30 protein-coding genes are annotated in these 26,259 nt (G+C 68.7%); 16 read left to right on the top strand and 14 right to left on the bottom strand.

Annotated features, from left to right (window positions below; translation table 11 throughout):
- Positions 1 to 20 precede the first annotated feature (20 nt).
- From J8I33_RS09645 to J8I33_RS09625, 5 genes are read left to right on the top strand one after another with little or no spacing between them, the layout of a single operon-like run.
- On the top strand, positions 21 to 923 hold the full coding sequence (locus tag J8I33_RS09645) for a CoA ester lyase (RefSeq protein ID WP_209935030.1): 903 nt from the start codon (positions 21 to 23) through the stop codon (positions 921 to 923).
- Between the two features lie 8 nt (positions 924 to 931).
- Positions 932 to 1,585 (top strand): pyridoxal 5'-phosphate synthase, encoded by a 654-nt coding sequence (locus J8I33_RS09640; RefSeq protein ID WP_050012679.1) that lies wholly within the window; start codon positions 932 to 934, stop codon positions 1,583 to 1,585.
- Entirely contained in the window at positions 1,576 to 2,814 is a 1,239-nt protein-coding gene (metC, locus tag J8I33_RS09635) for a cystathionine beta-lyase (protein ID WP_245170220.1), read from the top strand. The genes J8I33_RS09640 and metC overlap by 10 nt, the downstream gene beginning before the upstream one ends.
- The gene (locus tag J8I33_RS09630) at positions 2,808 to 3,452 is read left to right on the top strand and encodes a glutathione S-transferase (protein WP_050012677.1); all 645 of its coding nucleotides are present in this window, start codon (positions 2,808 to 2,810) and stop codon (positions 3,450 to 3,452) included. The genes metC and J8I33_RS09630 overlap by 7 nt, the downstream gene beginning before the upstream one ends.
- A gap of 20 nt (positions 3,453 to 3,472) precedes the next feature.
- Positions 3,473 to 4,255: a glutamine amidotransferase gene (locus J8I33_RS09625; protein WP_124640231.1), complete on the top strand. Its 783-nt coding sequence runs from the start codon at positions 3,473 to 3,475 to the stop codon at positions 4,253 to 4,255.
- Here the strand turns inward: J8I33_RS09625 and J8I33_RS09620 are convergent.
- From J8I33_RS09620 to J8I33_RS09600, 5 genes are all read right to left on the bottom strand, one after another.
- A complete protein-coding gene (locus J8I33_RS09620; protein WP_124593092.1) occupies positions 4,178 to 4,912 on the bottom strand; it encodes an autoinducer binding domain-containing protein in 735 nt (244 codons plus the stop codon). The genes J8I33_RS09625 and J8I33_RS09620 overlap by 78 nt on opposite strands.
- Before the next feature lie 85 nt (positions 4,913 to 4,997).
- Positions 4,998 to 5,429, bottom strand: a complete 432-nt coding sequence (locus J8I33_RS09615; protein ID WP_050012700.1) for a hypothetical protein — start codon at positions 5,427 to 5,429, stop codon at positions 4,998 to 5,000.
- Between the two features lie 59 nt (positions 5,430 to 5,488).
- On the bottom strand, positions 5,489 to 7,027 hold the full coding sequence (locus tag J8I33_RS09610) for a DHA2 family efflux MFS transporter permease subunit (RefSeq protein WP_089488453.1): 1,539 nt from the start codon (positions 7,025 to 7,027) through the stop codon (positions 5,489 to 5,491).
- Positions 7,024 to 8,388 (bottom strand): HlyD family efflux transporter periplasmic adaptor subunit, encoded by a 1,365-nt coding sequence (locus J8I33_RS09605; protein WP_080334193.1) that lies wholly within the window; start codon positions 8,386 to 8,388, stop codon positions 7,024 to 7,026. Before J8I33_RS09605 ends, J8I33_RS09610 begins: the two co-directional genes overlap by 4 nt.
- 9 nt (positions 8,389 to 8,397) lie before the next feature.
- Positions 8,398 to 9,897 (bottom strand): efflux transporter outer membrane subunit, encoded by a 1,500-nt coding sequence (locus tag J8I33_RS09600; RefSeq protein WP_209935025.1) that lies wholly within the window; start codon positions 9,895 to 9,897, stop codon positions 8,398 to 8,400.
- 103 nt (positions 9,898 to 10,000) lie between these two features.
- Here J8I33_RS09600 and J8I33_RS09595 point away from each other — a divergent pair, with 103 nt between their 5' ends.
- Together J8I33_RS09595 and J8I33_RS09590 are read left to right on the top strand one after the other, a co-directional pair.
- Positions 10,001 to 10,837, top strand: a complete 837-nt coding sequence (locus J8I33_RS09595) for a helix-turn-helix transcriptional regulator (RefSeq protein ID WP_050012673.1) — start codon at positions 10,001 to 10,003, stop codon at positions 10,835 to 10,837.
- 120 nt (positions 10,838 to 10,957) lie between these two features.
- Entirely contained in the window at positions 10,958 to 12,325 is a 1,368-nt protein-coding gene (locus J8I33_RS09590) for a glutamate--cysteine ligase (protein WP_209935019.1), read from the top strand.
- Between the two features lie 19 nt (positions 12,326 to 12,344).
- Here J8I33_RS09590 and J8I33_RS09585 read toward each other — a convergent pair whose 3' ends face one another.
- On the bottom strand, positions 12,345 to 13,457 hold the full coding sequence (locus J8I33_RS09585) for a 3-deoxy-7-phosphoheptulonate synthase (RefSeq protein ID WP_209925666.1): 1,113 nt from the start codon (positions 13,455 to 13,457) through the stop codon (positions 12,345 to 12,347).
- 383 nt (positions 13,458 to 13,840) lie between these two features.
- On the opposite strand from J8I33_RS09585, the gene J8I33_RS09580 reads away from it, so the two are divergent.
- The 8 genes from J8I33_RS09580 to J8I33_RS09545 all read left to right on the top strand — a co-directional run bounded on the left by J8I33_RS09580 (position 13,841) and on the right by J8I33_RS09545 (position 18,454).
- Positions 13,841 to 14,251, top strand: coding sequence for an acyl-CoA thioesterase (locus J8I33_RS09580; RefSeq protein WP_050012672.1), 411 nt, complete (start codon positions 13,841 to 13,843; stop codon positions 14,249 to 14,251).
- A gap of 28 nt (positions 14,252 to 14,279) precedes the next feature.
- Positions 14,280 to 14,927 carry a hypothetical protein gene (locus J8I33_RS09575; RefSeq protein WP_209925665.1) on the top strand — a complete coding sequence of 216 codons (648 nt, stop codon included), beginning with the start codon at positions 14,280 to 14,282 and terminating at the stop codon, positions 14,925 to 14,927.
- Complete coding sequence (locus J8I33_RS09570; RefSeq protein ID WP_209935012.1) at positions 14,924 to 15,475, top strand: shikimate kinase; 552 nt, start codon at positions 14,924 to 14,926, stop codon at positions 15,473 to 15,475. The genes J8I33_RS09575 and J8I33_RS09570 overlap by 4 nt, the downstream gene beginning before the upstream one ends.
- Before the next feature lie 495 nt (positions 15,476 to 15,970).
- Positions 15,971 to 16,390 carry an organic hydroperoxide resistance protein gene (locus J8I33_RS09565; protein WP_209935006.1) on the top strand — a complete coding sequence of 140 codons (420 nt, stop codon included), beginning with the start codon at positions 15,971 to 15,973 and terminating at the stop codon, positions 16,388 to 16,390.
- Positions 16,391 to 16,456: 66 nt separating this feature from the next.
- Positions 16,457 to 16,783, top strand: coding sequence for a DUF4148 domain-containing protein (locus tag J8I33_RS09560; protein WP_089488450.1), 327 nt, complete (start codon positions 16,457 to 16,459; stop codon positions 16,781 to 16,783).
- A gap of 64 nt (positions 16,784 to 16,847) precedes the next feature.
- Positions 16,848 to 17,174, top strand: a complete 327-nt coding sequence (locus J8I33_RS09555) for a DUF4148 domain-containing protein (protein WP_089488652.1) — start codon at positions 16,848 to 16,850, stop codon at positions 17,172 to 17,174.
- Positions 17,175 to 17,246: 72 nt separating this feature from the next.
- Positions 17,247 to 17,573 carry a DUF4148 domain-containing protein gene (locus J8I33_RS09550; protein WP_209935001.1) on the top strand — a complete coding sequence of 109 codons (327 nt, stop codon included), beginning with the start codon at positions 17,247 to 17,249 and terminating at the stop codon, positions 17,571 to 17,573.
- Between the two features lie 164 nt (positions 17,574 to 17,737).
- Positions 17,738 to 18,454 (top strand): GNAT family N-acetyltransferase, encoded by a 717-nt coding sequence (locus tag J8I33_RS09545; protein ID WP_124630379.1) that lies wholly within the window; start codon positions 17,738 to 17,740, stop codon positions 18,452 to 18,454.
- 52 nt (positions 18,455 to 18,506) lie between these two features.
- On the opposite strand, the gene J8I33_RS09540 is transcribed toward J8I33_RS09545, so the two are convergent.
- The 3 genes from J8I33_RS09540 to J8I33_RS09535 form a co-directional block, all read right to left on the bottom strand.
- Positions 18,507 to 18,962 (bottom strand): MarR family transcriptional regulator, encoded by a 456-nt coding sequence (locus J8I33_RS09540; RefSeq protein ID WP_209934995.1) that lies wholly within the window; start codon positions 18,960 to 18,962, stop codon positions 18,507 to 18,509.
- 107 nt (positions 18,963 to 19,069) lie between these two features.
- A complete protein-coding gene (locus J8I33_RS34735; protein WP_256122098.1) occupies positions 19,070 to 19,198 on the bottom strand; it encodes a hypothetical protein in 129 nt (42 codons plus the stop codon).
- Positions 19,195 to 19,566 carry a GFA family protein gene (locus tag J8I33_RS09535; protein ID WP_050012663.1) on the bottom strand — a complete coding sequence of 124 codons (372 nt, stop codon included), beginning with the start codon at positions 19,564 to 19,566 and terminating at the stop codon, positions 19,195 to 19,197. The genes J8I33_RS34735 and J8I33_RS09535 overlap by 4 nt, the downstream gene beginning before the upstream one ends.
- Before the next feature lie 482 nt (positions 19,567 to 20,048).
- On the opposite strand from J8I33_RS09535, the gene J8I33_RS09530 reads away from it, so the two are divergent.
- Positions 20,049 to 21,512 carry an MFS transporter gene (locus J8I33_RS09530; RefSeq protein ID WP_050012662.1) on the top strand — a complete coding sequence of 488 codons (1,464 nt, stop codon included), beginning with the start codon at positions 20,049 to 20,051 and terminating at the stop codon, positions 21,510 to 21,512.
- Positions 21,513 to 21,586: 74 nt separating this feature from the next.
- On the opposite strand, the gene J8I33_RS09525 is transcribed toward J8I33_RS09530, so the two are convergent.
- The 5 genes from J8I33_RS09525 to J8I33_RS09505 all read right to left on the bottom strand — a co-directional run bounded on the left by J8I33_RS09525 (position 21,587) and on the right by J8I33_RS09505 (position 26,199).
- On the bottom strand, positions 21,587 to 22,480 hold the full coding sequence (locus tag J8I33_RS09525; RefSeq protein ID WP_089488446.1) for a LysR family transcriptional regulator: 894 nt from the start codon (positions 22,478 to 22,480) through the stop codon (positions 21,587 to 21,589).
- Between the two features lie 106 nt (positions 22,481 to 22,586).
- Entirely contained in the window at positions 22,587 to 23,414 is an 828-nt protein-coding gene (locus tag J8I33_RS09520; RefSeq protein ID WP_209934988.1) for an alpha/beta hydrolase, read from the bottom strand.
- 199 nt (positions 23,415 to 23,613) lie between these two features.
- Positions 23,614 to 23,997 carry a VOC family protein gene (locus J8I33_RS09515; protein WP_124556468.1) on the bottom strand — a complete coding sequence of 128 codons (384 nt, stop codon included), beginning with the start codon at positions 23,995 to 23,997 and terminating at the stop codon, positions 23,614 to 23,616.
- Between the two features lie 27 nt (positions 23,998 to 24,024).
- Positions 24,025 to 24,987: a hydroxymethylglutaryl-CoA lyase gene (locus J8I33_RS09510; protein ID WP_209934983.1), complete on the bottom strand. Its 963-nt coding sequence runs from the start codon at positions 24,985 to 24,987 to the stop codon at positions 24,025 to 24,027.
- 21 nt (positions 24,988 to 25,008) lie between these two features.
- The gene (locus tag J8I33_RS09505) at positions 25,009 to 26,199 is read right to left on the bottom strand and encodes a CaiB/BaiF CoA-transferase family protein (protein ID WP_209934978.1); all 1,191 of its coding nucleotides are present in this window, start codon (positions 26,197 to 26,199) and stop codon (positions 25,009 to 25,011) included.
- Positions 26,200 to 26,259: the final 60 nt, after the last annotated feature.

The raw sequence follows: 26,259 nt of genomic DNA, 5'->3' as shown, positions 1-26,259 counted from the left end.
CGCCCTACAGGAAACCACGCATGACACCGACGAACCGACGCCCTTCCCGCCTGCGCCGCTCCTGGCTGTTTCTCGCCGGCGCCGATCACGATGCGCTCGTTGACGGCACCGCGAGCGGCGCGGATGTGCTGATCCAGGAACTCGAAACCTTTACGCCTCCCGACCGGCGCCCGGCCGCGCGCGAACTGAGCGAGCGGGTGCTCGCCGGCTGGCGCGACGCCGGCATGCTGGCGTCCGTACGCGTGAATCCGCTCGACGCGGGCGGCATCGACGACCTGCGCGCCGCGATGCGCGGCCGCCCGGACATCGTGATGATGTCGTACGTCGCGACGCCCGAGCAGGTCGTCGCGCTCGACGAAGCCGTCACGCGTTTCGAGCGGGAATACGACATCGCGCCGGGCTCGACCGAACTGGTGCCGAACGTCGAGACGACGCTCGGCCTCGTGAACACGATGGCGATCGCACGCTCGAGCCCGCGCGTGTCGGCCGTGCTCGTCGCGACCGAGGACATGGTGGCCGACATGGGTGCCGAGCGCACCCGTGCGGGCCGCGAGCTCGACTACGTGCGCTCGCGCTTTCGCGTCGAATGCGCGGCGGTCGGCGTAACCGCGATCGACTGCCCGTACAGCTATGCCGACAACGAAGGCGCGGAGCTCGACATGCGCGTGTCGCGCGGCCTCGGCTACCAGGCGAAAGCGATCGTCAACGCGCAGTTCGTGCCGGTCGTCAATCGCGTGCTGACGCCGACGGCCGATGAAGTCGCTCTCGCCCGCCGCGTGATCGACGCGTTCGATCACGCGCGGCGTACCTCCGGCGGCCGTCGTGTAGCCGCCGCCGTCGTCGACGGCTTCCTCGCGGAAGTCCCCGACTATCTCGCCGCGCATCGGCTGATCGCCCGCGCGACGCAATTCGGCATCGCATGAGTGTCGCCATGGATACGATCGCCACGCGCCTGAAGGCGCTGAAAACCCTCGCGCATGCCGCGCCGCACGTGCCGGCCGACCACTGGGCCGATACGCCGCACGCGCAGTTCGAACGCTGGCTCGACGAGGCCGTGACCGCGGGCGCGCTCGAACCGCAGGTGACGACGCTGTCGACGGTCCGCCCGGACGGACGGCCCGATGCACGTTCCGTCGTGCTGCTGAACCTCGACGCGCGCGGCTGGCATTTCGCGGCGAACGCACGCAGTCCGAAGGGGCGCCAGCTCGCGAACCTGCCGTTCGCGGCGCTGACGTTCTACTGGCCCGCGATCGCGAGCCAGATCCGGCTGAGCGGCCCGGTCGAGCGCTTGCCGGACGCCGAAGGCCATGCCGATTTCGCGAGCCGCCCCGAGCGGTCGCGCGCGAGCATCCTGGCCGGACGGCAAAGCGAACGGCTCGACGATCCGGCCGACCTGGCGCGTGCGATCGACGCGCAGCTCGAACGGCTGGCCGCCGATCCGGCGCTCGTGTCGGACGACTGGCACCTGTATACGCTGGCGCCGGACGACGTCGAGTTCTGGCGGGCCGACAGTTCGCGCCGTTTCGCGCGGCAGGCGTATCGCCGCGCCGGCGAGCGCTGGGAGCGGTGCGCGCTATGGCCGTGAAGCGTGACGAACCGCCGTCGCTGCCGCGCGACGGCATGCATGACCGCCTGCACGACGACACGCGGCTCGCGCACGCCGGCCGCGACAGCGCCGCATGGCACGGCTTCGTCAATCCGCCCGTCTACCATGCGTCGACCGTGCTCAGCCCGACGGTGTCGGATCTGCTGAACCGCACGCAGCCGTATATCTACGGCCGTCGCGGCACGCCGACGACGGACGCGCTCGAGCGCGCGGTGACGAGCCTCGAAGGCGGCGCCGGCGCGGTGCTGTGCCCGTCGGGCCTGTCCGCGTGCACGCTCGCGCTGCTGTCGTGCCTGACACCCGGCGACCATCTGCTGATGACCGCATCGGTCTACGGCCCGGTGCGTCACGCATGCGAAGGCATGCTGGCGCGGCTCGGCGTCGAGACGACGTGGTACGACGGCAGCACGCCCGTCGCGGCCGCGTTTCGTCCGAACACGCGCGCACTGTACGTCGAGGTGCCCGGCTCCTACACGTTCGACATGCACGACATCCCTGCCCTCGTGCGGCTCGCGCACGCGCACGGCGCGCAGGTCATCGCGGACAATAGCTGGGCCACGCCGCTGTTCTTTCAGCCGCATGCTTTCGGGATCGACGTGTCGATCCAGGCCGGCACCAAGTATCTGGTCGGGCACTCGGATGCGATGCTCGGCACGGTGTCGGCCAACGCGCGCGCGTGGCCCGCGCTGAAGCAACTGCACGGTGATCTCGGACTGTGCGCGGGCCCCGACGACGTCTATCTCGCGCTGCGCGGATTGCGCACGCTCGGCGTGCGGCTGCGGCAGCACCAGCGCAACGCGCTCGCCGTCGCGAGCTGGCTCGAGCGGCGTCCCGAGGTGCAGCGGGTGCTGTATCCGGCATTGCCGGGCGACGACGGCCACGCGCTGTGGCGCCGCGATTTCCGCGGCGCGTCGGGGCTGTTCTCGATCGTGCTGCAGCCGGCGCCCGCGCACGCGATCGACGCGTTTCTCGATCACCTGACGCTGTTCGGGCTCGGCTATTCGTGGGGCGGCTACGAGAGCCTCGCGCTGCCGTTCGAGCTGGACGCGCACGGCCTCGCGGCGCGCTGGCCGTCCGGTAGCCGCGGCGTGCGCCTGCACATCGGGCTCGAGGATGCGGACGACCTGATCGCCGATCTTGCGGCGGGCCTCGACCGCTATGCGGCATGCGCGTCGATCGCCGCTTGCGAGGATGCCGCGCGATGCTGACCGTCTGGGGCCGCCGCACGTCGTTCAACGTGCAGAAGGTGTTGTGGCTCATCGGCGAGCTCGGCCTGCCTTACCGGCATATTGCGGTCGGCGGCGAGCATGGCTCGCTGCAAACGCCCGCGTTCGCGGCGCTGAATCCGACCTGCCGAATTCCGGTGATCGACTGGGACGGCGACGTCGTGTGGGAGTCGCACACGATCCTGCGCTATCTTGCCGCGCGCGTGCCGAACAATCCGTTCTGGTGCCGCGACACGTTCGCCCGCTCGCGCGCGGAGCGCTGGATGGACTGGTCGCAGACCGCGCTCGAGCCCGACGTGATGACCGGCTTGTTCTGGGCGCTCGTGCGAACGCCGCCGGAGCGGCGCGACGAGGCGATCGTGCTCGACAAGGCCGCGCGCAGCGCGACGCATTACCGGCTGCTCGACCGGCTGCTGTCGACCCAGCCGTTTCTCGGTGGCGCGTCGCCGGGCCTGGCCGACATTCCGGCCGGTGCGACGCTGTTCCGCTATTTCTCGCTCGACGTCGAGCGGCCGCCGTTGCCGCACGTCGAGGCCTGGTACGCCCGCCTGTGCCGACGGCCCGCCTATCGCGAACAGGTGATGGTGTCGTTCGACGCGTTGCGCGGCCAGCCGGGCTGACCTTCTACCGAACACCCGACATGACGCACTTAGCCCTTCGTCCGATCCTGATCGTGCTGCATCGCGAACAGTCGAGCCCCGGCCGGATCGGCCGGCTGCTCGCCGCCCGCGGCCATCCACTCGACATCCGCCGCCCGCCGCTCGGCGATCCGTTGCCGGCGACGCTCGCCGACCATGCGGGCGCCGTGGTGTTCGGCGGGCCGATGAGCGCCAACGACGGCGATCGCTGGATCCGCGACGAGATCGACTGGATCGGTGTGCCGCTGCGCGAGGCGGCGCCGTTTCTCGGCGTCTGCCTCGGCGCGCAGATGATGATTCGCCATCTGGGGGGGCGCGTGAATACGCATCGCGACGGGCGCGCGGAAATCGGCTACTGGCCGATCGCCGCGACGCCGGCCGGCCGTCGGCTCGGTTCATGGCCGTCGCACGTGTACCAGTGGCATCGCGAAGGCTTCGAGCGCGTGGCCGGGCTCGAGATCCTCGCGACCGGCGAGCATTTCGAGAACCAGGCCGTCCGTTACGGGCCGCGCGCGTACGGTGTCCAGTTCCATCCGGAAGTGAGCTATTCGATGATGCGGCGCTGGAGCACGGCGGCCGCGCACAAGCTGACGGTGCCCGGCGCGCAGGACCTGGCGACGCAGGCCAGCGAAGGCTGCCGGCACGACCGCGCGACGGCTGCGTGGCTCAGCGCGTTTCTCGACCGCTGGCTCGACGAGACGCCGGCGTCAGGTCGGCACCGTCACGTCGGAGATGCTGATCAGCCCCCACTCGACCGCGCGCAGCACGGCTTCGTGCCGACGTGACACGTTGAACTTGCGGCGGATGTTCATGAAGTGGAAGTTGATGCACGACTCGGTCACGTTCAGGATGTGGCCGATTTCCCACGAGGTCTTGCCGGCCGCATGCCAGCGCAGGCACTCGACCTCCCGCCGGCTGAGGCGCGGCACGCTGTCGGGCGGTGCGTGGCAGCGTGTGCCGGCGATCGCTTCGCAGGCGATGTCGCGCAACAGCGTGAGCGCCGCCAGATGCCGGTCGCAGCGCTCGCACGTGGCGGCGAGATCGTCCGCGCTCGCGCACGACAGCATGCCGACCTCCCCCTTCGGGCCGCGCACGGGCAGCACGACGCCGCTGCGCATGCCGTACGCGGCCGCCGCTTCGTAGCATGGCCGTTGCTCGGGCAGCCCGAACAGCGCGCCGTCCCAGACGAGCGGCAGCGCCGAACGGAAGCAATGCTGCAGCATCGGGTCGATGCGGTCGAACTGCCGCTGCCGGTACAGCGCCGTCCAGCCCGGCACGCCGCTGCTCCACTTGCGCGCGAGATCGAACGACGCGCCGGCGAACGGCAACACGATCAGCACGACCTTGTCGAACCCCATGCCGGCGGCCGCGTCGGTCATTCGCTGCCATGACGCGTCCGTGTCGCCGGGTACCAACCATTTAAGACAATCCAGTCCTTTCATACAGGCCACCCCGTTTAATTGTTGGAATCTGCAATCAGGCGGACTTGCGCAACCGGTTCGAGGCGTTGCGCGCGAACGGGCCGCGCTAGACCGCCTCCGTCAAGCGTCGCCGACCGGCCTGCTTCGCGTCGTCGAGCGAAGCCGTCACGTCGAACGGAATCCCGAACGCCTTTTCGATGCCGGCCGCGTTGGCGATGGCCGCTTCGCGCTCGCGCGGGTCCGGTTCGACCGACACGAGCGCGCGGCAGACCGCGGCGAGCGCGGCGCGGTTCTGCTTGAGCCACATGCCGCGTTCCTTGCGGTCGTCGTGCTGCTCGTCGGGCCGGGCCGGCGGAAAGATCATGACAAACGGCTCGCCGTGCCGCATCAGCGCGTGCATGTCGTCGAGCCAGCGCTGCGCGTAGCCGGCGGATGCGATTGCATCATTGCGCACGACGACGAGCGGAAATTCCGTGACGTCGAACACGGCGAGCGCCGCCAGTGCGGACGGCGCGTTTTCAGCGTGGTGGGTAGGCATCGGGTCAATCTCCATCGAATTGAACAGCATGGGTCGGAACGGGCCGCGCGGCGCCCGTTTCATCGTTTCGCGGCGGCGCCGGGGCCGAATGGCGGGCGGGCGAGCCACACCACCGCGATCACCGCGAGATACACGCAGCCGAGCGCGAACGACACGTCGTTGAACGAAATCTGGTAGGCCTGAGCGTCGACCAGGTTGCCGAGCAGCGTCGCCGCGCGTTGCGGATCGCCGCCGCCGAGTTGCGCGAGTTCGGCGCGAACGGCCGGATCGAACTTGCTCAGGTGCTCGCTGAGCTGCGCGTGATGCAGGATCGCGCGCCGGTCCCACAGGAACGACGTGATCGACACGGCGAAGCTCGCGCCGAGCGTGCGCAGGAACGTGGACAAGCCGGAGCCCGCGGCGATCTCGTCCGGCTTCAGGTCGGACAGCAGGATGCTGTTGATCGGCATGATGAACAGCGCGAGGCCAAGGCCCTGCAGCAGCTGGATCAGCGCGATGTGCGTGAAGTCGACGTCGGGCACGAAGCCCGCGCGCAGGAACGACGACGTGCCGAGGATCGCGAACGCGCAGCACACGAGCACGCGCATGTTGAAGCGCGGTGCGTACTTGCCCATGAACGGCGTCATCAGCACGGGGATCACGCCCATCGGCGCGACGGCCAGCCCCGCCCAGAACGCCGTATAGCCGAGCGTGCGCTGCAACCACTGCGGCACGATCACGTTGACCGCGAAGAACGCCGAGTACGCGAGCACGAGCGTCAGCGTGCCGGCCGCGAAGTTGCGATGCTTGAACAGCCGCAGGTTCACGATCGGGTTCGGCTCGTTGAGCTCCCAGATCAGGAACAGCGCGATCCCGAACGCGGCGACCACCGACATCACGACGATGAACGTCGAGTTGAACCAGTCGGCTTCGTTGCCCTTGTCGAGCACGATCTGCAGCGCGCCGACGCCGACCACGAGCGCCGCGAGACCGACATAGTCGACGCGCGCGGCAACCGTCGTCTCGACGCGCGCGCGCATCTGCGCGAACACGCACATCGCGGCGAACACGCCGATCGGCAGATTGATCAGGAACGCCCAGCGCCAGGAGTAATGTTCCGTCACCCAGCCGCCGAACACGGGGCCCGCGATCGGCGCGACGACGGTCACCATCGCGATCATCGACAGCGCGAAGCCGCGCCGCTGCGGCGGGTAGATCGACAGCATCAGCGCCTGGGTGGTCGGGATCATCGGCCCGGCCACGAGGCCCTGCAGCGCGCGGAACGCAACGAGCTGCGGCAGGTTTTGCGCAAGGCCGCACAGCAGCGAGGCGAACGTGAACGCCAGCGTCGCCCATACGAACAGCCGGACCTGCCCGACGCGCTTCACGAGAAACCCGGTCAGCGGCAACGCGATCGCATTACTGACCGAGAACGTCGTGACGACCCATGCGCTCTGCGTCGTGCTGACGCCGAAGTTGCCGGCGATCGTCGGCAGCGACACGTTCGCGACGGTGCCGTCGAGCACCTGCATGAACACCGCGAGGGCGAGGCCGAACGTCGTCAGCGCGACGCTCGACGGACGAAAGCCGGCGTCGGCGGCCGGCATCGGGCCGCTCATCGCACACGCTCCGCATGCACGGCCGCCGGCAGGTTCGCATGCACGACGTCGGCGATCAGGCTGTCGGCGCGCGCGAGCTCGTCGCGGTACACGTCGGTCCGGAACACCGGCGCATCCTGCGCGCGATGCGACAGCATCGCACCGCTGCGGTCGTGCTGGTCGACGCGCGCATGCATCGACAGGCCGATGCGCAGCGGATGCGCGTCGAGTTGCGACGGGTCCGTCAGTTCGATGCGCACCGGCAAGCGCTGCACGATCTTGATCCAGTTGCCGGTCGCGTTCTGCGCGGGCAGCAGCGAGAACGCGCTGCCGGTGCCGACGCCGAGGCTCTGCACGCGGCCCGTATAACGCACGGCGTCGCCGTACAGGTCGGCGGTCAGCTCGACCGGTTGGCCGATCCGCATGTGTTCGAGCTGCTTTTCGGTGAAGTTCGCGTCGACCCACAGCTCGCGCAGCGGCACGACCGCGAGCAGCGGCACGCCCGGCGACACGCGCTGCCCGACCTGCACCGTGCGCTTCGCGACATAGCCGGTGACGGGCGCGACGATGTCGGTGCGCGCACGGGCCAGGTAGGCGGCGCGCAGCCGCGACGCCGCGGCCTGGACGTCGGGATGCGACGCGACCGCGGTGTCGTCGACGAGCGCCTTGCTCGTCTGGTGCTGTTCGGTCAACGTCGCGAGCGCGCTTTGCGCGGCGGCGTACGCGCTTTGCGCGGACGTCAGCGTGTCGAGCGCATGCGCGAGCTCCTCGCGCGAGATCGCGCCGGAGCGGCCGAGATCCTCGCGGCGCCGATAGTCGGCTTTCGCCTTGTCGAGCGCGGTGCGCCGGGCGTCGAGGTCGGCGCGTGCGCCGTCGATGCTGTTCGCGAGCCCGCGCTCGTTGCTGTACAGGCCGCGCACCTTGCGCACCGTGGCCGCGAGGTCGGCCTGCGCGGCCGCGAGCGCGATCTGCGCGTCGCTCGCGTCGAGACGGACGAGCGGCGTGCCGGCGCGAACGAGGTTGCCGTCGTCCGCGTCGATCGACACGACGGTGCCCGTCACCTGCGGCGTCAATTCGACGACGTTGCCTTGCGCGTACGCGTTGTCGGTGGACTCGTACCAGCGGCCGACGATCCCGTACCAGATGCCCCAGCCGACGATGCCGAGCGCGAACACGGCGACGAGCGCGCGCACGAGGTGCTTGCGTCGTGCGGGCGGCGGCGTGGCCGGTGCGGCGCCGCCCGGCGCCGGTTGCGTGCGGGCGTCCGACCCGCCCGGCGCGCGCGGCGCACCGGTGTGGTCGGCCGACGGGGGCTGGCGGGCGCTGGCGGGATCGGCGGTTGCGGGCCGCGCGGGAGTCTGCAGGGTGTTGTCGCTGCTCATGGTTCGATGTCAAGGACGGTGGGAAGGAGTGGCGGCGAGCGCGACGTCGTCCGGCTCGGCATGGAAGCCGCCGCCGAGCGCGGCGACGAGCTGCAGCGACTGGTCCGCGCGCTGGGCGCGCAACGCGGCGACTTCGCGACTCGCGATCAACAGCTGCTGGCGCACGACGAGCGCGTCGAGGTAGCTGCCGACGCCGGCCCGGTAGCGCGCGTCCGCGAGCCGCCATGCATCGGTGGCGGCGTCGAACGCGCGCTGCTGCGCATCGGCCTGCGCCGCGAGCGAATGCAGCCGGTGCAGATCGTCGGCCACCTCGCCGATCGCGCCGATCAGCGTCTTGTTGTAGCCGGCGACCGCGACGTCGTATTGCGCGTCGCGCTTGCGCAGCACGCCGCGCCGTTCGCCGCCGTCGAAGATAGGCAGGCTCACGGCCGGGCTGACGTTGTAGGTGCGCGAGGCGGCCTGGAACAGCGATGCGCCGCCGCGCGTCGCGAGACCGATCAGCGCGGTGAGACTGACGTCGGGCAGGAAGTCCGCGCGGGCGGCCGCGACGTTGCGGCTCGCGGCTTCCACCCGCCAGCGTGCGGCGACGAGATCGGCGCGCCGGCCGAGCAGCGCGGCCGGCAGGTCGGCCGGCACCGCGAGCGCGGCGGTGGGCAGCGGCGCGGGCCGCACGAGCGCGAGGCCGCGATCGGGGCCTGCGCCGAGCAGGATCGCGAGCGCGATGCGCGCGCTGTCGATCGCCTGCGCCGCGCGTGCCTGCTCGCGCATCGCGGCCGCGACTTCGCTTTCGGCCTGGCGCTGTTGCGCGACGTTGTCGACGCCTTTCGTGACACGCTGACGCGTCAGCGACAGCGCTTCGTCGGCGCGATCGTATTCGGCGCGCGCGACGTCCTGCTGATCGAACGCATAGGCGAGATTCACGTAGGCGCGCGCGACGTTGACGGACAGCAGCACGCGCGCGGCCCGTGCATCGATTTGCGCGGCCCGCGCTTCGCCGAGCGCGGCTTCCCACGCGGCGCGGCGGCCGCCCCACAGATCGAGATCCCAGCTCAGGCCGAGATTGATCTCGCGCGTGTGGCTGAAGACACCGCCGCCCTCGCCCGTCGAGAACTGCGTGGCGGACATGCGTTCCCCTTTCGCGCCGGCGCGGCCGACGAGGTGCGGCAGCCGGGCGGCCTGCGCTTCGATCACGAGCGCCTGCGCTTCGCGCGCACGCGCATCGGCGGTCGCGAGATCCGGGTTGCCGGCAAGCGCTTCGTCGATCAGCGCATTCAGTTGCGTATCGTTCAGCGCAACCCACCAGTCGGCGGCCGGCCAGTCGGCGACCGGCGCATGCGCGAGGCTGCGCGATGCGGCGAGCGTATCGACGCCGCGCAGCGTGCCGGCGGGCGTGAGCCCGTCGCGGCTCGCGCAGGCGCCGAGCATGGCGAGCACGACGGCGACGGCCATTCGCGACAGGACGCGCGGCGCGACGGCATCGCGCGGCGGCGGAGCAAGTACTGCATGCATCGCATTCCTCGGATTCGTTTGAGTTTGAATACGACACGCATTGTTGGACGCTCCCCGGCAAAGCTGATAATGTTGTTTAGACAAAAAATAATGAAATCCGGCCATGCCCATCCGAGACACCTCTCCCGCCCGCGCGGCGCAACGCGCCGACGCCGATCCGAGCGAACGCGCGGACGGCCCGTCGCTGATCGCCGTCTGGGGCGAGGACGACGGCAGCAACACCTACCAGCTCGGCACGCGCGAGGTCGACTGGCACAGCCATCTGCGCGGTCAGGTGTTCTGCGTCGAAAGCGGGTTCGCGCACGTGCGCACGCCGCACGGTTCGTGGCTGCTGCCGCCGCATCGCGCGGGCTGGATTCCGCCGGGCGAGCAGCACAAGGTCAGCATCAGCGGTGCGCTGAGCGGCTGGAGCGTCGTGATCGCACCGGCCGCGAGCCGCCGGATGCCCGACCAGCCGTGCGTGATCGCGATCAGCGAACTGATGCGCGCGCTCGTGCGGCGCGCGGTGTCGTGGGCCGACCAGGACCGGCTCGACCTCGAGCAGGCGCGCATGAGCGTCGTGCTGCTCGACGAGATGCGCCGCGCGCCGCACGAACCGCTGCACTTGCCGATGCCGCGCGACCGGCGGTTGCTGCGGATCGCCAACGCGATCCTCGGGCAGCCGCACGACAGCCGGACGCTCGACGCGTGGGCCGAATGGGCCGGGCTGTCCGCCCGCACGCTGAGCCGGCTGTTCGTCGCGGAAACCGGCACGAGCTTCGCGCAGTGGCGGCAGCAGGCGCGGCTCACGCATGCGCTCGAACGTCTGGCGAACGGCGACAGCGTCGCCAACATCGCGGACGCGCTCGGCTATGCGACGCCGAGCAATTTCATCGCGATGTTCCGCCGCGCGTTCGGCGATTCGCCCGCGCATTACTTCGCGAAGCGCAAGCAGCCGTAATGCCGTGCGGCATCGCCCGGCCCCCTATCACCCCTGCCAGTACTGCGCGCGCATCGACGTCGCTATAGTCGCCGTGCGACCGGCCGGTCGGTCGCCCAATGTGACCTGTGGAGGATGTCGATGTCGAACGCCGTCGGATCGGACAACACGCCGATCGTCTCCGAGCAGCAGCTCGCCGATCATCTGGCCGCCGGCTGCAAGCCGGCCGCGCAGTTCCGGATCGGTACCGAGCACGAGAAATTCGTCGTTTCCCGCGCGACGCACGCGGCTGCGCGTTATGAAGGACCGTCCGGCATCGCCGAGGTGCTGGTGCGGCTGCGCGGCGACGGGACGCCGATCGTCGATGCCGGGCAGACCGTCGGCGTGATCCAGCGCGACGGCGCCGCGATCTCGCTCGAACCGGCCGGCCAGCTCGAACTGTCGGGTGCGCCGCTCGATACGCTGCACGATACGCACACCGAACTGCATGCGCACCTCGCCGCGGCCCGTGCGGCATGCGATCCGCTCGGCCTGCGCTGCGTGCCGCTCGGTTTTCACCCTCACCTGTCGCGCGACGCGCTGCCGTGGATGCCGAAGCAGCGCTACGCGATCATGCGGCGCTACATGCCGCGCGTCGGCACGCGCGGGCTCGACATGATGCAGCGCACGTGCACCGTGCAGGTCAACCTCGATTTCGCGTCGGAAAGCGACATGGCGCGCAAGCTGCGCGTGTCGCTCGCGTTGCAGCCGGTCGCGACCGCGCTGTTCGCGAATTCGCCGTTCCGCGACGGCCGCCCGTCGGGCTTGCTGTCGACGCGCGCCGACACGTGGCTCGATACCGACGCGGATCGCTGCGGCGTGCCGGCGCTGTTCCTGTCGCGCAGCTTCGGCTTCGAGCGCTACGTGAGCTGGCTGCTCGACAACGTGCCGATGTACTTCGTACGGCGCGGCGATCGCTATGCGGACGCGACCGGGCACACGTTCCGCGATTTTCTGCGGCGGCGCATTCCGCATCTCGAAGGCGAGATGCCGACGCTGGGCGATTTCGCGGACCATCTGACCACGGTGTTCACCGAGGTGCGGCTGAAGCGCTATCTCGAGATGCGCGGCGCCGATGCCGGCTCGCCGGACATGATGGTCGCGCTGTCCGCGTTCTGGACCGGCCTGCTGTACGATCCGGCCGCGCTGTCGGAAGCCGAGACGCTGGCTGCCGAGATCGACCGCGGCACGCTGCTCGCGCTGCGTCGCGACGTGCCGCGTACCGGGCTCGACACGCCGGCCGACGGCCGGTCGTTACGCGCGGTGGCGGCCGATGCGCTCGCGATCGCGCATCGCGGCCTGCGCGCGCGGGCGCGCAACGATGCGGCCGGACGCGACGAATCGATGTATCTCGCGCCGCTCGACGAAATCGTCGCCGGCGCGCCGACCCAGGCCGAACACTGGCTGGCCCGCTATCGCGATGCGTGGGCCGGCGACGCGACGCGGATCCATGACGAAGCCGCCATCTGAGCGCGTCGCGCCGGGCCGCTCACGCGCAGCAGGCAAGCAGCGGCTCGTGCGCGAACTCGGCGCCGAGCGGCAGCGCATGGCCGCGTCGCCGGGTACGCACGGCGTGCGCGAGCGTCTCGAACAGCTGCGCGGTATCGGCGAACGACAGGCACGCGTCCGTGATGCTCTGCCCGTAGCGCAGCGGCACGCCCGGCACGAGATCCTGCCGCCCTTCGATCAGGTGCGACTCGATCAGCACGCCGACGATGCGCGTATCGCCGGCCGCCACCTGCGCGGCGGCTTCCGCGCCGACGGCGAGCTGGTTCCGGTACTGGCGTCGGCTGTTGCCGTGACTGACGTCGATCATCACGCGCGGGGCGACGTGCGCGGCCGTCATCCGCTCGCAGGCGGCATGCACGGCGGCCGCGTCGAAGTTCGGCTCGCGCCCGCCGCGCAGCACGACGTGCGTATGCGGATTGCCGGGCGACGCGCTCGCGCATAGCCGGCCGTCGGCATCGATCGACAGGAATCGGTGCGCGTGCGCCGCCGCGCGCATCGCATCGACGGCGACCTGGACATTGCCGTCGGTGCCGTTCTTGAAGCCGATCGGAATCGGCAGCGACGACGCCAGCTCGCGATGCACCTGCGACTCCACGGTGCGCGCGCCGATCGCGCCCCAGGCGACCAGATCGGCCAGGTAACGCGGCGACAGCGGATCGAGAAACTCGGTCGCGGCCGGCATCTCCGCGCCGTTGAGGTCGCACAGCAGCGCGCGGGCCGTCCGCAGCCCGACGTCGATCCGATCGCTGCCGTCGAGCAGCGGATCGTTGATCAGCCCCTTCCAGCCGACCGTCGTGCGCGGCTTCTCGAAGTACACGCGCATCACGATTTCCAGCTCGTCCGCGAAGCGCGCGCGTTGCAGCGCGAGCCGTGCCGCGTAGTCGCGTGCGGCGTCGGGATCGTGTATCGAGCACGGGCCGGCGATGACCACGAGCCGGTCGTCCGCGCCGTCGAGCACGTCGACGATCGCGCGGCGGGTCGTGTGAACGGTGCGCGACGCGCGCCACGCCGGCGGCAGTGCGCCGGCCAGATCCGCAGGGGACGGCAAGCGCGACACGGCGTCGCGGTTTGTCGTCCAGGCGTTTGCATGCATGGGGACTGCCCTCCTGTCGATAATGAACCGGATTTTTTCACTACAGCGCGACTGTATTGAATGGCGCTTTCTACGCGCAACTAACATATTTATCAGTTTCTCATTCATAACCTTATGAATGAGAAGAATAAGAGTCGGATTCGATAATCGAGGAACCCGGTGCGTGTACGTTTGCGGCGTGTGGAACCGCATATTCGTTGGGTTTCATTCGAAAATGGGGATGTGATTTCGCAGAGGGGACTGCAGGCTGATGCGACTTTCCGCCGCGCGTCGCTATTCGTTCTGATAGTGGCGGCCCGATAGTCGTTCGATTAATTTTCGGATGCCCGAGGGCCATTCGGGCTCGAAAATATAAATCAACCCAGTCATTGCGGAGAGTCACCATGTCGAAACGGCATTACGAAACCCCTATTCACGTCAAGTATCGCGATACGGATTCGATGGGGCATGTGAGCAGCCCCGTCTATTACGACTACCTGCAGCATTCGTATCTCTGCTACATGTTCGACCTGCTCGGCCTGCCCCGCAGCGAGAAACTGCCGCACATCATGGTGAAGACGCAGTGCGAGTACCTCGCGCCCGCGCAATTCGGCGACAACCTGACCATCCGCTCGAGCATCGTGCGCTTCGGCAGCAAGAGCTTCGATCTCGAACACCTGATGGAGCGCGACGACCAGACCATCGTCGCGCGCGGCGTGTCGACGCACGTGATGTTCGATTACGCGAACAACACGACGCTGCCCGTGCCCGACGAATTCAAGACGCGCGTGCTCGAATTCCAGGGGTCGCTGTGATGCGTGCGCACCCATTCGGGAGCGACACGTGAGCTGTGCGGTGGCGCGCGCCCGGCGCCGGATCGGCGCGATCGTGGAGCGGCGGGACGATCGCGCGATCGTGATCGTCCGGCATGCGGCGCAGGCCTTGCTCAAGCCGGCTGCGCTCGAACGGCACCGTGCGCTCGCGTATCGCCACGAGGACGAGCTGGAGGTGCTGCTGCAGCCGTGCGGTGGCGCGCACGACGGCGTGCGGACGCTGCTCGGCCGGCTGCGGGACGCCGGCGTGGCCGTCGCGCTCGACGCGGCGACGATCACGCACGATGCGTCGCTGCTCGAATTCGCGAGCTGGGTCACACGGTGTACGACGCCCGACGGCTCGGCGATGGCACCCGACGACGCGGCCGTGCCGGGCGGTGCGCTGCTCTCCGGGCTGGTCGTGCGATGGCGCGATCTGCACGACAGGTGGCGACGGCCCGACCGCGACGCGGGGCCCGAACGCACGCCGCGAACCATTGCGACGGATGCGGCCGAACACATCGCGGCCGGCGATCCGGACGAGCCGATACTCGGCGCGCTGCTCGACGCCGATGACGCGTCGACCGGCGCGGCGCTCGACACGCTGTCGGACGCAGTGCGCGCGCGACGGATCTGTCTGGCGACGCGGGCGCGCTGGCCGCTCGCGCGACGGTTATGAACACCGCCGTAGCGACGGCCGGCGGGCGCGCGTTTCTGGTCGGCATGATGGGCGCGGGCAAGTCGACGCTTGGCCGCGCGCTCGCGGCGTCGCTCGGCTGGTCGTTCGCCGACAGCGACGACGAGATCGAGCGGCGCATGGGGCGCTCGGTCGCCGCGCTGTTCGACCGGGTGGGCGAAGGAGGCTTTCGGCTGCTCGAAGCGCAGATCGTCGACGAGCTGACGCAGCGCGCGAACGTGGTCGTGGCGACCGGCGGAGGCGCGGTTCTGAATCCGCGCACCCGCGCACGCCTGAGCGAACGCGGCAGCGTGATCTATCTGCATGCGGACCCCGATGTGCTGTGGCGGCGTACGCGCGACGACGCGCGGTGTCGGCCGCTGCTGCAGGCGGGCGAGCCGCGGCAGACGCTCGCCGCGCTGTACCGGATGCGTGACCCGCTGTATCGCGGATGCGCGCACGCGCTGGTGGACACGACCGCACACGACGTCTCGCGCGCAACGGCGGAGGTGTTGACGGTGCTGTTTGCGCGGATGAGCGCGCCGGCGTGACGGCGCATTCAGTTCCCTGCCCTTCGAATCGAGCGCAGTTCGGTGGCCCGCGCGTTTTTGAAACGGCGAGTTTGGTTTACCAACAGTGCTATTGTGATAAAAAAGTTATCCGGATAGATGCATTGTTTTATCCAACTGCATGTTCCGCGACAGAAGGTTCAGGTCGTCAAACCACCGGAAAATCGGTTCCCTCGCGAGCGCTCGCCACGTTTCGACATTCGCGCGCGGCGATCACCTTGCCGAGCGTCCGAACCCTATCGGCCAAGAACCAGAGCGGCGAAACCGCATCGTCCACTGGGCAGCCGTGGTTCATTGGGGGCGAAATCGCCTGAAAAGCCTTGCCAGGAAAGGCGCTGCCCGTTTCAGATACATTGAAATACAAAATATCGTATACGATTTAATCGAATCCGCTTGACTCAAGCGGCGGCCAGGCGGAAACTGCATCGCATGCGATCGAATCGCATCTGACACAAACCTCAACTGACGGAGCAAATGATGAGCAAGATCGACAAAGTGCTGTACACGGGCAAGACGCATACGACTTCCGGCGGCCGCGACGGCGCGGCGCGCAGTTCCGACGGCAGCCTCGACATCCAGTTGTCGTCGCCGGGCAGCGCCGGCACCGGCACCAACCCGGAACAGCTGTTCGCGGCCGGCTGGTCGGCCTGCTTCATCGGCGCGATGCAGCTTGCGGCGCGTGCCGAGAAGGTGACGCTGCCGGCCGATCTCGCGGTCGACGCCGAAGTCGATCTTGGCACGGCGGGCAACGCGTACTTCCTGCAGGCCCGGTTGAACGTGAGCGTGCCGGGGCTCGAACGCGACGTCGCGCAACGCATCGTCGACACCGCACACCAGACCTGCCCGTATTCGAAGGCGACGCGCGGCAACATCGACGTCGAGATCCGGATCGCCTGAACGTTGCATCGGGCGGCCGAACGCCGCCTTCTCGAATTCCCGATTCCTTTTCTATCGAGGTGAAAAATGAAGACTCAATTGATCGCTGCGCTGCTCGTCGCTGTTTCGTCTGCCGTTGCCGCTCCGGCGTTTGCCAATGAGTCCGCCGTGACGCGTGCGCAGGTGCGCGCCGAACTCGCGCAGCTTCAACACGTCGGCTATCCGCTGAACCGCGCGACCGACGCCACCTACCCGAACGATCTGCAGGCCGCGCTGACGCAGATCCACGCCGACGATGCCGTCGCGGCCAACGCACAGGCTGCCGGCTACGGCAGCAACGGCGACACCGCGACGCAATCCGGCCGCCGCTATGTCGCCAGCGTGGCCGAGCGCTCCGTGTACTTCGGTCACTGAGTACCCCACCGGTACGTGAACCGCGAGTCCTTTTATTCCTGATGCCATTTTTTCGAGGTGAATGATGAAAACCCCATTGATCGCTGCCCTTCTCGTCGCCGTTTCCGCTTCCGTCGCCGCACCGGCGTTTGCCGACGCAGGCGTCGTGTCCCGCGCGCAAGTACGCGCCGAGCTCGTCCAGCTTGAACAAGCCGGCTATCGGCCGGGCCGCGCGAACGATCCGCATTACCCGGCCGACCTGCAGGCCGCGTTGACGCGCATTCATGCGAACGATGCGGTGGCGGCCGATACGTCGGCATCCGGTTACGGCAACGATGCCGCCGCCGCGACGCAGTCGGGCAGCCGGCCGGCGACGCGTATTGCCGAACGCTCGATCTACTTCGGCCATTGAACGAACACGCGAACGACGCCGATGGCCGGCGTGCGGTGCGCTTCCCGAATTCCTTTTCTATCGAGGTGAAAAATGAAAACCCCACTGATTGCCGCCCTTCTCGTTGCCGTGTCGGCCACCGTCGCCGCGCCGGTTTTTGCAAGCGAAAGCACCGTCACCCGTGCGCAGGTGCGTGCGGAACTGGCCGCGTTGCAGCAAGCCGGCTACCAGCCGAATCGCCCCAACGATCCGAACTACCCGGACAATATCCAGGCGGCGCTGAAACGGATTCGGGACGACGGCGCCGTCGCGGCCGACACGCAGACAACCGGTTACGGCAGCGACGCCGGCGGCGCCTCGCAGTCCGGCAGCCGAAACACGCTGCGCACCGCCGAGCGCTCGATCTATTTCGGACATTGAGCGCGGTACGGCGAATTCGGTCGCCGAAGTCCCCCATATAAAGCGTATGCGATATAATCGCATGCGCTTTTTTCATGTTGCGCGGATCTGCGTTGACGGCGCTACCTGCCCGGCCCATCCAGGATTATTCTGTGCGGCCCCGATCTTCCACCAAGGAGCCGCCGATGCCGGACGCGATGACCGCAAACACGACAGGCGATGCGCACGTGCTCGACCGGGTCGTCTGGAATGCGCTCACGGGCAGGCAGCGCCGTTTTGCGCTCGGCGACGGCCGTGCGCTGCGGTTCCCGACGGCCATCGCGCCGTTCGCCGCGATCGACGACACGAGCCCGGCGTCGTTGGACGCACTGCGCGCGCTGATCGCCGCACACGGGCCGGCGGCGCTCGTTACGCCGAACGAAATCGAGCCGCCGGCGGGATTGTCGGTGATCCGGCGCGCGACGTTGCTTCAGATGACTTGCGAACGGACGTTCGAGCCGGCCCCCGAATCGGAGCATGTTCCGCTCGGCGAAGCCGACGTGCCGGACATGCTCGCGCTGACCGCCGCCGCGCAGCCGGGCCCGTTCGGCCCGCGCACGTTCGAGCTCGGCCACTACATCGGCGTGCGCCGTGACGGCCGGCTGGCCGCGATGGCCGGCGAGCGGATGCAGGTGGACGGATATACCGAGATCAGCGCTGTCTGCGTGGATGCCGCGTTTCGGCGGCAAGGGCTGGCGGCGCGGCTGATCCGGTCGCTGATCGCGACGATCGGTGCGCGTTCGCAAACGCCTTTCCTGCACGTCCTCACGACGAACCAGGTGGCGATCGAGCGCTATCTCGCGCTCGGTTTCGTCGTCCGTCGCGAGATGCACCTGCGGGTGCTGGACGATGCGCGCGCATGACGGCGCGGCCGGCGCGATGCCCGCGTCGGCCGCTTGTCGCGCCTGCGTGTTTTTATGCGTCGGTCGAGCGGATCAGGTTGCCGCGCAGCGTGACGATCGCCTTCTGCACCTTCGCGAACTCGTCCGGCTTCAGCCCGGTCGCTTCGACCAGGTTCATGTCGAGCCCTTTCTCGCGCACGCGGCGGCCGCTTTTCGTCAGGCTGACGAGCACCTGGCGCTCGTCGGACGGATCGCGGTGCCGCTCCAGATAGCCCATTGCCTCGAGCTTCTTCAGGATCGGCGTCAGCGTATTGGATTCGAGGAACAGCTTCTCGCCGAGTTGGCCGACGGTCTGGTTGTCCTGCTCCCACAGCGCGATGATCGTGATGTATTGCGTATACGTGAGGCCGAGCTCGTCGAGGATCGGCTTGTACGCCTTGCCGAACGCGAGGTTCGCCGAGTAGATCGCAAAGCACAGGAACTCGGACAGCTTCGGCGCGGCAGGCGACGGGGTTTCGGGCGATTTCATGGACTTCCTCCAGCGACACGAACGGTCGCAGACAATCGCATTATATATCGCATGCGATCTTATCGGAAGCATGATAATCGGGGGCGATCGGCCGACGCGCCGCGCGCTCAGCCCGGCTTGCGGCGCTTGCCGGTTTGCTGACGGCTCACCGACAGCAACGTGCACTGCACCGGATGCGCGATTTCGGTCGCGAGCCCGCCCGCGGCAAACAGCAGGATCATCAGCCAGCGTTTCATGCGTCCTCCACGACCGAGAGGCTCGCGCCATCGGCGACCGCCGCGTCGAGCGCATACGGATCGACGCCGTCGAGGCAACCGAGATTGACGCGCCAGCAGGCCGGATCCTTGCGGGTCTGGTGGAACGGATAGACGCCGCAGCCGCTGCAGAAGTAGTGACGCGCGGTGTGCGTGTTGAAGCGATAGCACGTCAGTGCGTCCTCGCCTTCGATGACGCTCAGATTGGCGGCGGCGAACATCGGGCTCATCAACGCGCCGCGTCGGCGGCACAGACTGCAGTTGCAGCGAATGGCCGGCGCAATCGCCGTCGTGACTTCGAATTTGACGGCCCCGCAATGGCAGGACCCCTTGAACCAGGTTGCAGACATGATGGACTCCGGAAGAGGTCATGCCTGCTTTATAGCGAACCCGCGCGCGGGCGGTGTATCGCACTGTATCGGTAGTCGGCGCGGATACAGGACATTGCAAATCTACCGCCCCGGCGACAGGTATCGCATTTCCGGTTTCATCCCTAGAATCGGCGTCATGGTTTTCCCGGGCCAAGGGATTGCGCGGGTGCGCATCGTTTTCGATATGCACCCGCCCGCCACGCAGGCTGCAACGGCCTGCCGCGCGAATCTGGCCACCGCGCGCGCCCCACCCTTTCTGCTCAGGAAAGGAGGCTTGAGACATCCTCAATTATCACGTGCCGCCGATTTGCCCACCATGTATCGGACGATCGGCGCAACCCGCATGGCAGACGCTTGCGCGAGCCCGGCGATGCCTGTCGTCGCGCCGGGCGGCCGACGTGTTACGCGGGTCGCGAACGGCCAGAGCCCGCAACACCGCATATCGATAATCAGGAGACACGATGAACAGCCAATCCCTCGACCTCGACGGCCACGCGGGCGGACCCGCGTCCGCCCGCCCGCCGGCCGCCTCCGCAGGCGCCGGCGTCGACACGGCGACCCTCCCCGGCCGCCGCGTCACGCTCGGCGATTTCATGGACGATCTGCCGGTCGGTGCGTTGCATCGATTCGTCGTCTGGGTGATCGGCATCGGGTTGTTCTTCGACATGTACGAGATCTTTCTCGTCAGTACGATCGGCTCCGCGTTGCAGCACGAATACGGGCTGAGCCGACAAAGCGCCGATTTCAAGCTGTTGCTGGCGTCCGCGTTCATCGGCATGTTCGTCGGCGCGATGTGCCTGGGCAGCCTGGCCGACCGTATCGGCCGACGCAAGGCGTTCCTGCTCACGCTCGGGTGGTACAGCGCGTTCTCGCTGGTCGGCGCGTTTTCGGTGAACGCCGACATGCTCGTGGCCTGCCGTTTCCTGACCGGCATCGGCGTCGGCGCGATCTATCCGGTTGCCGACAGCTTCCTGTCCGAAATCCTGCCGAAGGACAAGCGCGGCCGGCTCGCCGCGTGGGCCTATACGACTTCGTATGTCGCGGTGCCGCTCGTCGGCTTTCTCGCGCTGTGGCTGAACCCGCTGCATGTGGCGGGCGTCGCCGGCTGGCGCATCATTCTCGCGATCGGCAGCCTCGGCGCCGTGTACGTGCTGTTCGTCCAGCACCGGCTGCCGGAAAGCCCGCGCTGGCTGCTCGCGCAAGGCCGCACGGCCGAGGCGCACGCGGCGCTGCGGCGCTTTGCGGAAAGCGCCGGCGTGCGCGCGCCCGAACACTTCGCGGAACCGGCCGAGCCGCAGCGGCCGCTCGGGCTCGGCGAGCGCATCGCGCTGCTGCGCCGCCAACCGTATGGCGCGCGCTACCTGATGCTGGCGATCTTTCACCTGTTCCAGGGCTTCGGCTATTACGGATTCGGCACGCTGGCCGGCACGGTCGTGAAGAGTCGCGGTTTCGACGTGACGGACAGCACGCTGTTCATCGCGCTATCGTTCATCGGCTATCCGATCGGCTCGCTGCTGTCGATTCCGCTGCTCAACTGGATCGAGCGCCGCACGCTCGTGATCGTGTCGATCCTGTCGATCGCGGTGTTCGGGCTGTGCTTCGCGTATTCGGGCAATACCGTGCTGATCGTCGGCTTCGGATTCCTGACGACGTGCGCGTCGAACGTGTTCAGCAACGCGTATCACGTGTATCAGGCCGAGATCTTCCCGGCACGCGTACGCTCGACGGCGATCGGGAGCACCTATGCGCTGTCGCGCATCGTCAGCGGCGCGCTGCCGTTCGTGTTGCTGCCGGTGCTCGTCAACTACGGCGCGGGCGCGATGTTCGGCGTGATCTCGGCCGCGCTCGGCGTCGTCGCCGTCACGCTGCGCGTGCTGGGGCCGCTGACCACGCGGCGCAGCCAGGATGAGATCAATCCGGTTTGACGCGGCAGTCGGCACGGAGCGCACGGGCGCATGCCCGTGCGTCGCCGTTTCATCGCACCATCGCACCATCGCATTCACCGCGCCGACATGAAATCAAACAGCTTCGCGACGTCGGTCGTCAGCACCGTGTCGGCCTTCACGCCGACCCACAGCGTGCGCGTTGCCCACGCGTCGTCGAGCTTCACGACACCGAGCCGCGCCGCGCGCTCGCCGGTCACCGCGTCGCGCGGCAGCACGCCGATGCCGAGGCCGGCCTCGATCATCCGGCTCACACCGTCGAAATTCGATACCTGGATCCGCAGCTTCAGCGAGCGCTCGGCCGCGAACGCGGCGTCGGTCATCCGCGCGAGCAGCGAGCTGCCGTCGCTCAAGCCTACGTAGTCCTCGTCGAGCGTATCCGCGAAGCGGATGCTGTCGCGCGCGGCGAACCGGTGCGTGCGCGGCACGAGCAGCACGAGTTCGTCGCGCCGGTACAGCCGCCGGTCGATGCCGGGCGCCGGCACGTTGTCGGCGAATACGCCGAGATCGGCCTTGCCCGACGCGAGCGCGTCGACGATCTCGTGGCTCAGCCGCTCCTCGAGACTGACCTTGATGCCGGGGTGGTCGGTGAGGAACGCGGCAAGATCGGCGGGCAGGAACTGGACGATCGCTGACGTATTGGTCCACACGTGGATATGGCCGCGCACGCCGGCGACGTAGTCGCTCATCTCGTGCGCCATCCGGTTCACCTGCTCGATCACCTTCGCCGCATGATCGAGCAGCGCGCGGCCCGCGGGCGTCAGCTCGACGCCGCGCGCATGCCGGACGAACAGCGCGCTGCCGGTCACGCTTTCGAGTTCGGCAATGCGCTTGCTGACCGCGGACAGCGTGAGCTGGCCGTGTTCGGCCGCCTTCGTCAGGCTACCGTGCTCGGCGACGAGCGCGAACACGCGCAGCGACTGCAGATCGAAATGAAGCGGGTTCACCATGTCGTGGAATCCTGGAAGGCCGTGCCGGGGTATGCCGTCAGCGCGCCGGCCTGACGCCGATCATACGCCGGGCCGTGCGCGTGCGATATGGCGGGATATGGCCCGGCTAGCGCGGCGCGATTGCATGCAAGGCGTCGAGCATCGCGCCGTCCGGCGTCGCGAGATCGTCGAGCACCGCGAAGTGCTGCATGCCGCGCAGCCATGTGCGGACGATCCGCTCGCCGGCGGCTTCGCACGCCGTCGCGTAGACGTCTGCTTGCCGGATGAGTTCGGGCAGTTCGGTGTCGCCGACCGCAATGACGGTCGGGGCGCCGGGCCCGATGTGATGCAGCGGACTGTATGCGTCGACTTCGCGCGCGGTGAGCTGCAGCTTGTCGTTCAGGCAGCACAGCGCGATCGGCTCGAGATCGACGAGCGGGCTGATCGCGAGTGCCGACACGACGGCCGGATGCGCGCGATGCATGGCCGTCAGGTGGCCACCCGCCGAATGGCCGCTCAGGTGGATCGGCCGCCCCGCGGTGCCGAGGCCGTCGCGGTCGGCCGCGAGATGGTCGAGCAGCGCGCCGATCTCGCCGACGATATCGGTCATCGTCGCGACCGGCGCGAGCGAGTATTCGGCGAGCACGACGTCGTAGCCACGCGCGAGCGGCCCGCTCGCCGCATATGCGAAATCCTCTTTCGCGCAGTGCTGCCAGTAGCCGCCGTGAATGAACACGAACAGCGGCGCGTCGGGCTGTCCGCACGGCAGCCAGTCGAAGCGCTGCGCGGGTTGCGCGCCGTAACGCAGGTCGCGCCGGCCGGGCGTTGCCGCGTACAGCGCCGCGCTGCGCGTCTGGCATGACGCCAGCAACGCGGGGAAATCGGGAACGGCCTTCGTGTTCAGGTACGCGGCGTCGAGCGCCGTGCGGTCCATGCCGCGATAGAGGATCGTCATTCGGAAAGCGCCTGGATCGGGTTGCGGATGCGCGCGGCCGGTGGGTTCCGTGCGCGGCGAAGGCGGCGGCCGCGCCGACGCCGTGGCGCCATTATCCGCAGCGCGGCCGCGCACGGCTATCCGGAATCGGCGGGCGCGGCGCCTGCGTGTCCGCTTTCGGCGAAGGATTGTGGCAGCGTGCCGGTGCTCGCGCGGCCGGTCAGATCGGTTCGGCGATTTCGATCAGGTTCAGGTCGGGATCGCGCACGTAGACCGAGCGGATCTTCTGCGTCGCGCCCGTGCGTTCGACGGGCCCTTCGACGATCGGCCAGTCGACGCGCCGCAGGTGCGCGATCACGTCGTCGAGCGGGACCGACGCGATGAAGCACAGGTCGAGCGCGCCCGGCACCGGCACGTGCGCTTTCGGCTCGAATTCCGCGCCGCGCACGTGCAGGTTGATCTTCTGGTTACCGAAACGGAACGCGAGCCGGCCCGCGCCGAAGGTGTCGAGCTGCATCTGCAACACCTCGGTGTAGAAATGCTTCGTCCGCTCCGGATCGACGCAGGTCAGCACGAGATGATCGAGGTGGTCGATCAGCGCCATGGGATTCGCTCCTGTTTCTGTTGACGTTCACGAGAAAGCGCGTTGCGCGGGCATGTCGCAGGTGTCGGCGCGCGGGGGCGGATGAAGGTCCGAGCGGCGCCCGGCCTTCAAGATCTGGCTCGGCACGTCGTGCCCGATCAGCGCGGGCAGCCGCGCCGACGCGGCGAGCACGGCCACGAGGTCGATGCCCGTATCGTAGCCGTCGAGTTCGAGCATGTGCACGAGTTCCTCGGTGCACGCGTTGCCGGTCGCGCCCGGCGCATACGGGCAGCCGCCGAGCCCGCCGAGCGACGCATCGAAGCGGTCGATGCCGGCGTCGAGCGCCGCGAGCGTGTTCGCGAGCGCCATCCCGCGCGTGTTGTGAAAGTGCAGCGTGAGCTGCAACGCCAGGAAGCGCTCGCGTGCGCGGCGCGACAAGTCGCGCACCTGCGACGGAAACGCCATGCCCGTCGTGTCGCACAGCGTGAAGCCGTGCACGCCGAGATCCGCGAAGCGCTGCATCCACGCGAGCACCGTTTCGGCCGGCACGTCGCCTTCCATCGGGCAGCCCATCGCGGTCGACAGCGACACGTTGATCGCGACACCCGTGCCGCGCACCGCGTCGATCACGTCGCGCAACTGCGCGAACGACTGCTCGCGCGTCATCCGCAGGTTCGCGCGGTTGTGGCTCTCGCTCATCGACATCACGAGGTTGACCTCGTCGACGCCGCACGACAGCGCGCGCTCGGCGCCGCGCACGTTCGGCACGAGCACCGTATAGACGACGCCCGGCGCGCGCGCGATGCCGTGCATCACGGCTTCCGCATCGCGCAGCGCGGGAATCGCCTTCGGCGACGTGAACGACGTGACCTCGATCTTCGCGTAGCCGCAGGCGCTCAGCGCGTCGACGAGCGCGATCTTGTCGTCGGTGTCGACGAACGCCGCTTCGTTCTGGAAACCGTCGCGGGTCGCGACTTCGTGAATATGGAGTCGTTGCGGATGGGGGTTCATGTCTTCGTCCCGGTGGTCGTTTCAGATCACGCCGCGCGTGCGCCAGTCGTCGCGGGTCGCCGCGTCGATGCCGAGCGATTCGAGCACCGCATCGGTATCCGCGCCGAGCGCGGGCGCCGGCTGCTCGATGCGCCCGGGCGTCGCGTCGAGTTTCGGCACGATGCCCGGCACGAGCACGGGGGTACCGTCGGGCAGCGCGGCGTCGACGATCATGTCGCGCGCCCGGTAGTGCGGATCGGCCGCGATGTCGGCCACGTCGTAGATGCGCCCGGACGGAATGCGCGCGTCGTTCAGCGCGGCGAGCACGTCGTCGAGGTCGTGACGCGCGCTCCATTCGCCGATCGCCGCATCGATGCGCGCGACCTGGGCGACGCGCCCGTCGTTGTGCGCGAGCGCCGGATCGTTGCCGAGATCGGGCCGGCCGATCAGTTCCATCAGGCGCCGGAAAATGCTGTCGCCGTTGCCGGCGATCAGCGCGTACCGGCCGTCGCGGCAGCGGTACGCGTTGGTCGGTGCGATGCCCGGCAGGCTGCTGCCGGCCGGCTCGCGCACCGCGCCGAACGCCGCATATTCGGGCAGCAGGCTTTCCATCATGTTGAACACCGATTCGTACAGCGCGACGTCGACGACCTGCCCCTTGCCGCCCTGCTGTTCGCGATGCCGCAACGCGAGCAGCACGCCGATCACGCCGTGCAGCGCAGACAGCGAATCGCCGAGCGAGATGCCGACGCGTACCGGCGTGCGGCCCGGCTCGCCGGTCAGGTGGCGAAGACCGCCCATCGCCTCGGCGATCACGCCGAAGCCGGGGCGGTCGCGATACGGGCCCGTCTGCCCGAAGCCCGACACGCGCAGCATCACGAGCCCCGGGTTGATCGCGGACAGCGCGTCCCAGCCGAGCCCCCAGCCTTCGAGCGTGCCGGGCCGGAAGTTTTCGATCAGCACGTCGGTGTCGGCGACGAGGCGGCGCACGACGTCCTGCCCTTCGGGCGTGCGCAGGTCGAGCGTGAGCGAGGTCTTGTTGCGCGACTGCGCGGCCCACCAGACCGACGTGCCGTCGTGCAGCAGCCGCCATTTGCGCAGCGGGTCGCCGACGCCGGGCGGCTCGACCTTGATGACCTCCGCGCCGAATTCGGCGAGCATCCGGCCCGCGAACGGCCCGGCGATCAGTTGACCAAGTTCCAGCACGCGGATGCCGTCCAGGGGGCGTGTCATGACTGTCTCCGATGAAATCGTGTTGTCGATGACGGCGATCATGACGGCGTTCGCGCCCGG

Origin of the sequence: Burkholderia sp. AcTa6-5 (assembly GCF_017815075.1) — a bacterium.
Classification (GTDB): Bacteria; Pseudomonadota; Gammaproteobacteria; order Burkholderiales; family Burkholderiaceae; genus Burkholderia; species Burkholderia sola.
Note: the sequence above shows the minus strand (reverse complement) of the source record. Positions and strands in the feature narration are given on the sequence as shown.

Excerpts from the sequence above, each read along its gene's own strand:
- J8I33_RS09555 (WP_089488652.1), top strand. The coding sequence starts at position 16,848 with ATGAAAACCCCATTGATCGCTGCCCTTCTCGTCGCCGTTTCCGCTTCC.
- J8I33_RS09580 (WP_050012672.1), top strand. The coding sequence starts at position 13,841 with ATGTCGAAACGGCATTACGAAACCCCTATTCACGTCAAGTATCGCGAT.
- J8I33_RS09565 (WP_209935006.1), top strand. The coding sequence starts at position 15,971 with ATGAGCAAGATCGACAAAGTGCTGTACACGGGCAAGACGCATACGACT.
- J8I33_RS09620 (WP_124593092.1), bottom strand. The coding sequence starts at position 4,912 with ATGAAAGGACTGGATTGTCTTAAATGGTTGGTACCCGGCGACACGGAC.
- J8I33_RS09600 (WP_209935025.1), bottom strand. The coding sequence starts at position 9,897 with ATGCATGCAGTACTTGCTCCGCCGCCGCGCGATGCCGTCGCGCCGCGC.
- J8I33_RS09515 (WP_124556468.1), bottom strand. The coding sequence starts at position 23,997 with ATGGCGCTGATCGACCACCTCGATCATCTCGTGCTGACCTGCGTCGAT.
- J8I33_RS09585 (WP_209925666.1), bottom strand. The coding sequence starts at position 13,457 with ATGCATGCAAACGCCTGGACGACAAACCGCGACGCCGTGTCGCGCTTG.
- J8I33_RS09590 (WP_209935019.1), top strand. The coding sequence starts at position 10,958 with ATGTCGAACGCCGTCGGATCGGACAACACGCCGATCGTCTCCGAGCAG.
- J8I33_RS09605 (WP_080334193.1), bottom strand. The coding sequence starts at position 8,388 with ATGAGCAGCGACAACACCCTGCAGACTCCCGCGCGGCCCGCAACCGCC.
- J8I33_RS09570 (WP_209935012.1), top strand. The coding sequence starts at position 14,924 with ATGAACACCGCCGTAGCGACGGCCGGCGGGCGCGCGTTTCTGGTCGGC.
- J8I33_RS09630 (WP_050012677.1), top strand. The coding sequence starts at position 2,808 with ATGCTGACCGTCTGGGGCCGCCGCACGTCGTTCAACGTGCAGAAGGTG.
- J8I33_RS09615 (WP_050012700.1), bottom strand. The coding sequence starts at position 5,429 with ATGCCTACCCACCACGCTGAAAACGCGCCGTCCGCACTGGCGGCGCTC.
- J8I33_RS09520 (WP_209934988.1), bottom strand. The coding sequence starts at position 23,414 with ATGACGATCCTCTATCGCGGCATGGACCGCACGGCGCTCGACGCCGCG.
- J8I33_RS09535 (WP_050012663.1), bottom strand. The coding sequence starts at position 19,566 with ATGTCTGCAACCTGGTTCAAGGGGTCCTGCCATTGCGGGGCCGTCAAA.
- J8I33_RS09530 (WP_050012662.1), top strand. The coding sequence starts at position 20,049 with ATGAACAGCCAATCCCTCGACCTCGACGGCCACGCGGGCGGACCCGCG.
- J8I33_RS34735 (WP_256122098.1), bottom strand. The coding sequence starts at position 19,198 with ATGAAACGCTGGCTGATGATCCTGCTGTTTGCCGCGGGCGGGCTCGCG.
- J8I33_RS09645 (WP_209935030.1), top strand. The coding sequence starts at position 21 with ATGACACCGACGAACCGACGCCCTTCCCGCCTGCGCCGCTCCTGGCTG.
- J8I33_RS09560 (WP_089488450.1), top strand. The coding sequence starts at position 16,457 with ATGAAGACTCAATTGATCGCTGCGCTGCTCGTCGCTGTTTCGTCTGCC.
- J8I33_RS09610 (WP_089488453.1), bottom strand. The coding sequence starts at position 7,027 with ATGAGCGGCCCGATGCCGGCCGCCGACGCCGGCTTTCGTCCGTCGAGC.
- J8I33_RS09550 (WP_209935001.1), top strand. The coding sequence starts at position 17,247 with ATGAAAACCCCACTGATTGCCGCCCTTCTCGTTGCCGTGTCGGCCACC.
- metC (WP_245170220.1), top strand. The coding sequence starts at position 1,576 with ATGGCCGTGAAGCGTGACGAACCGCCGTCGCTGCCGCGCGACGGCATG.
- J8I33_RS09525 (WP_089488446.1), bottom strand. The coding sequence starts at position 22,480 with ATGGTGAACCCGCTTCATTTCGATCTGCAGTCGCTGCGCGTGTTCGCG.
- J8I33_RS09625 (WP_124640231.1), top strand. The coding sequence starts at position 3,473 with ATGACGCACTTAGCCCTTCGTCCGATCCTGATCGTGCTGCATCGCGAA.
- J8I33_RS09540 (WP_209934995.1), bottom strand. The coding sequence starts at position 18,962 with ATGAAATCGCCCGAAACCCCGTCGCCTGCCGCGCCGAAGCTGTCCGAG.
- J8I33_RS09595 (WP_050012673.1), top strand. The coding sequence starts at position 10,001 with ATGCCCATCCGAGACACCTCTCCCGCCCGCGCGGCGCAACGCGCCGAC.
- J8I33_RS09510 (WP_209934983.1), bottom strand. The coding sequence starts at position 24,987 with ATGAACCCCCATCCGCAACGACTCCATATTCACGAAGTCGCGACCCGC.
- J8I33_RS09545 (WP_124630379.1), top strand. The coding sequence starts at position 17,738 with ATGCCGGACGCGATGACCGCAAACACGACAGGCGATGCGCACGTGCTC.
- J8I33_RS09505 (WP_209934978.1), bottom strand. The coding sequence starts at position 26,199 with ATGACACGCCCCCTGGACGGCATCCGCGTGCTGGAACTTGGTCAACTG.
- J8I33_RS09640 (WP_050012679.1), top strand. The coding sequence starts at position 932 with ATGGATACGATCGCCACGCGCCTGAAGGCGCTGAAAACCCTCGCGCAT.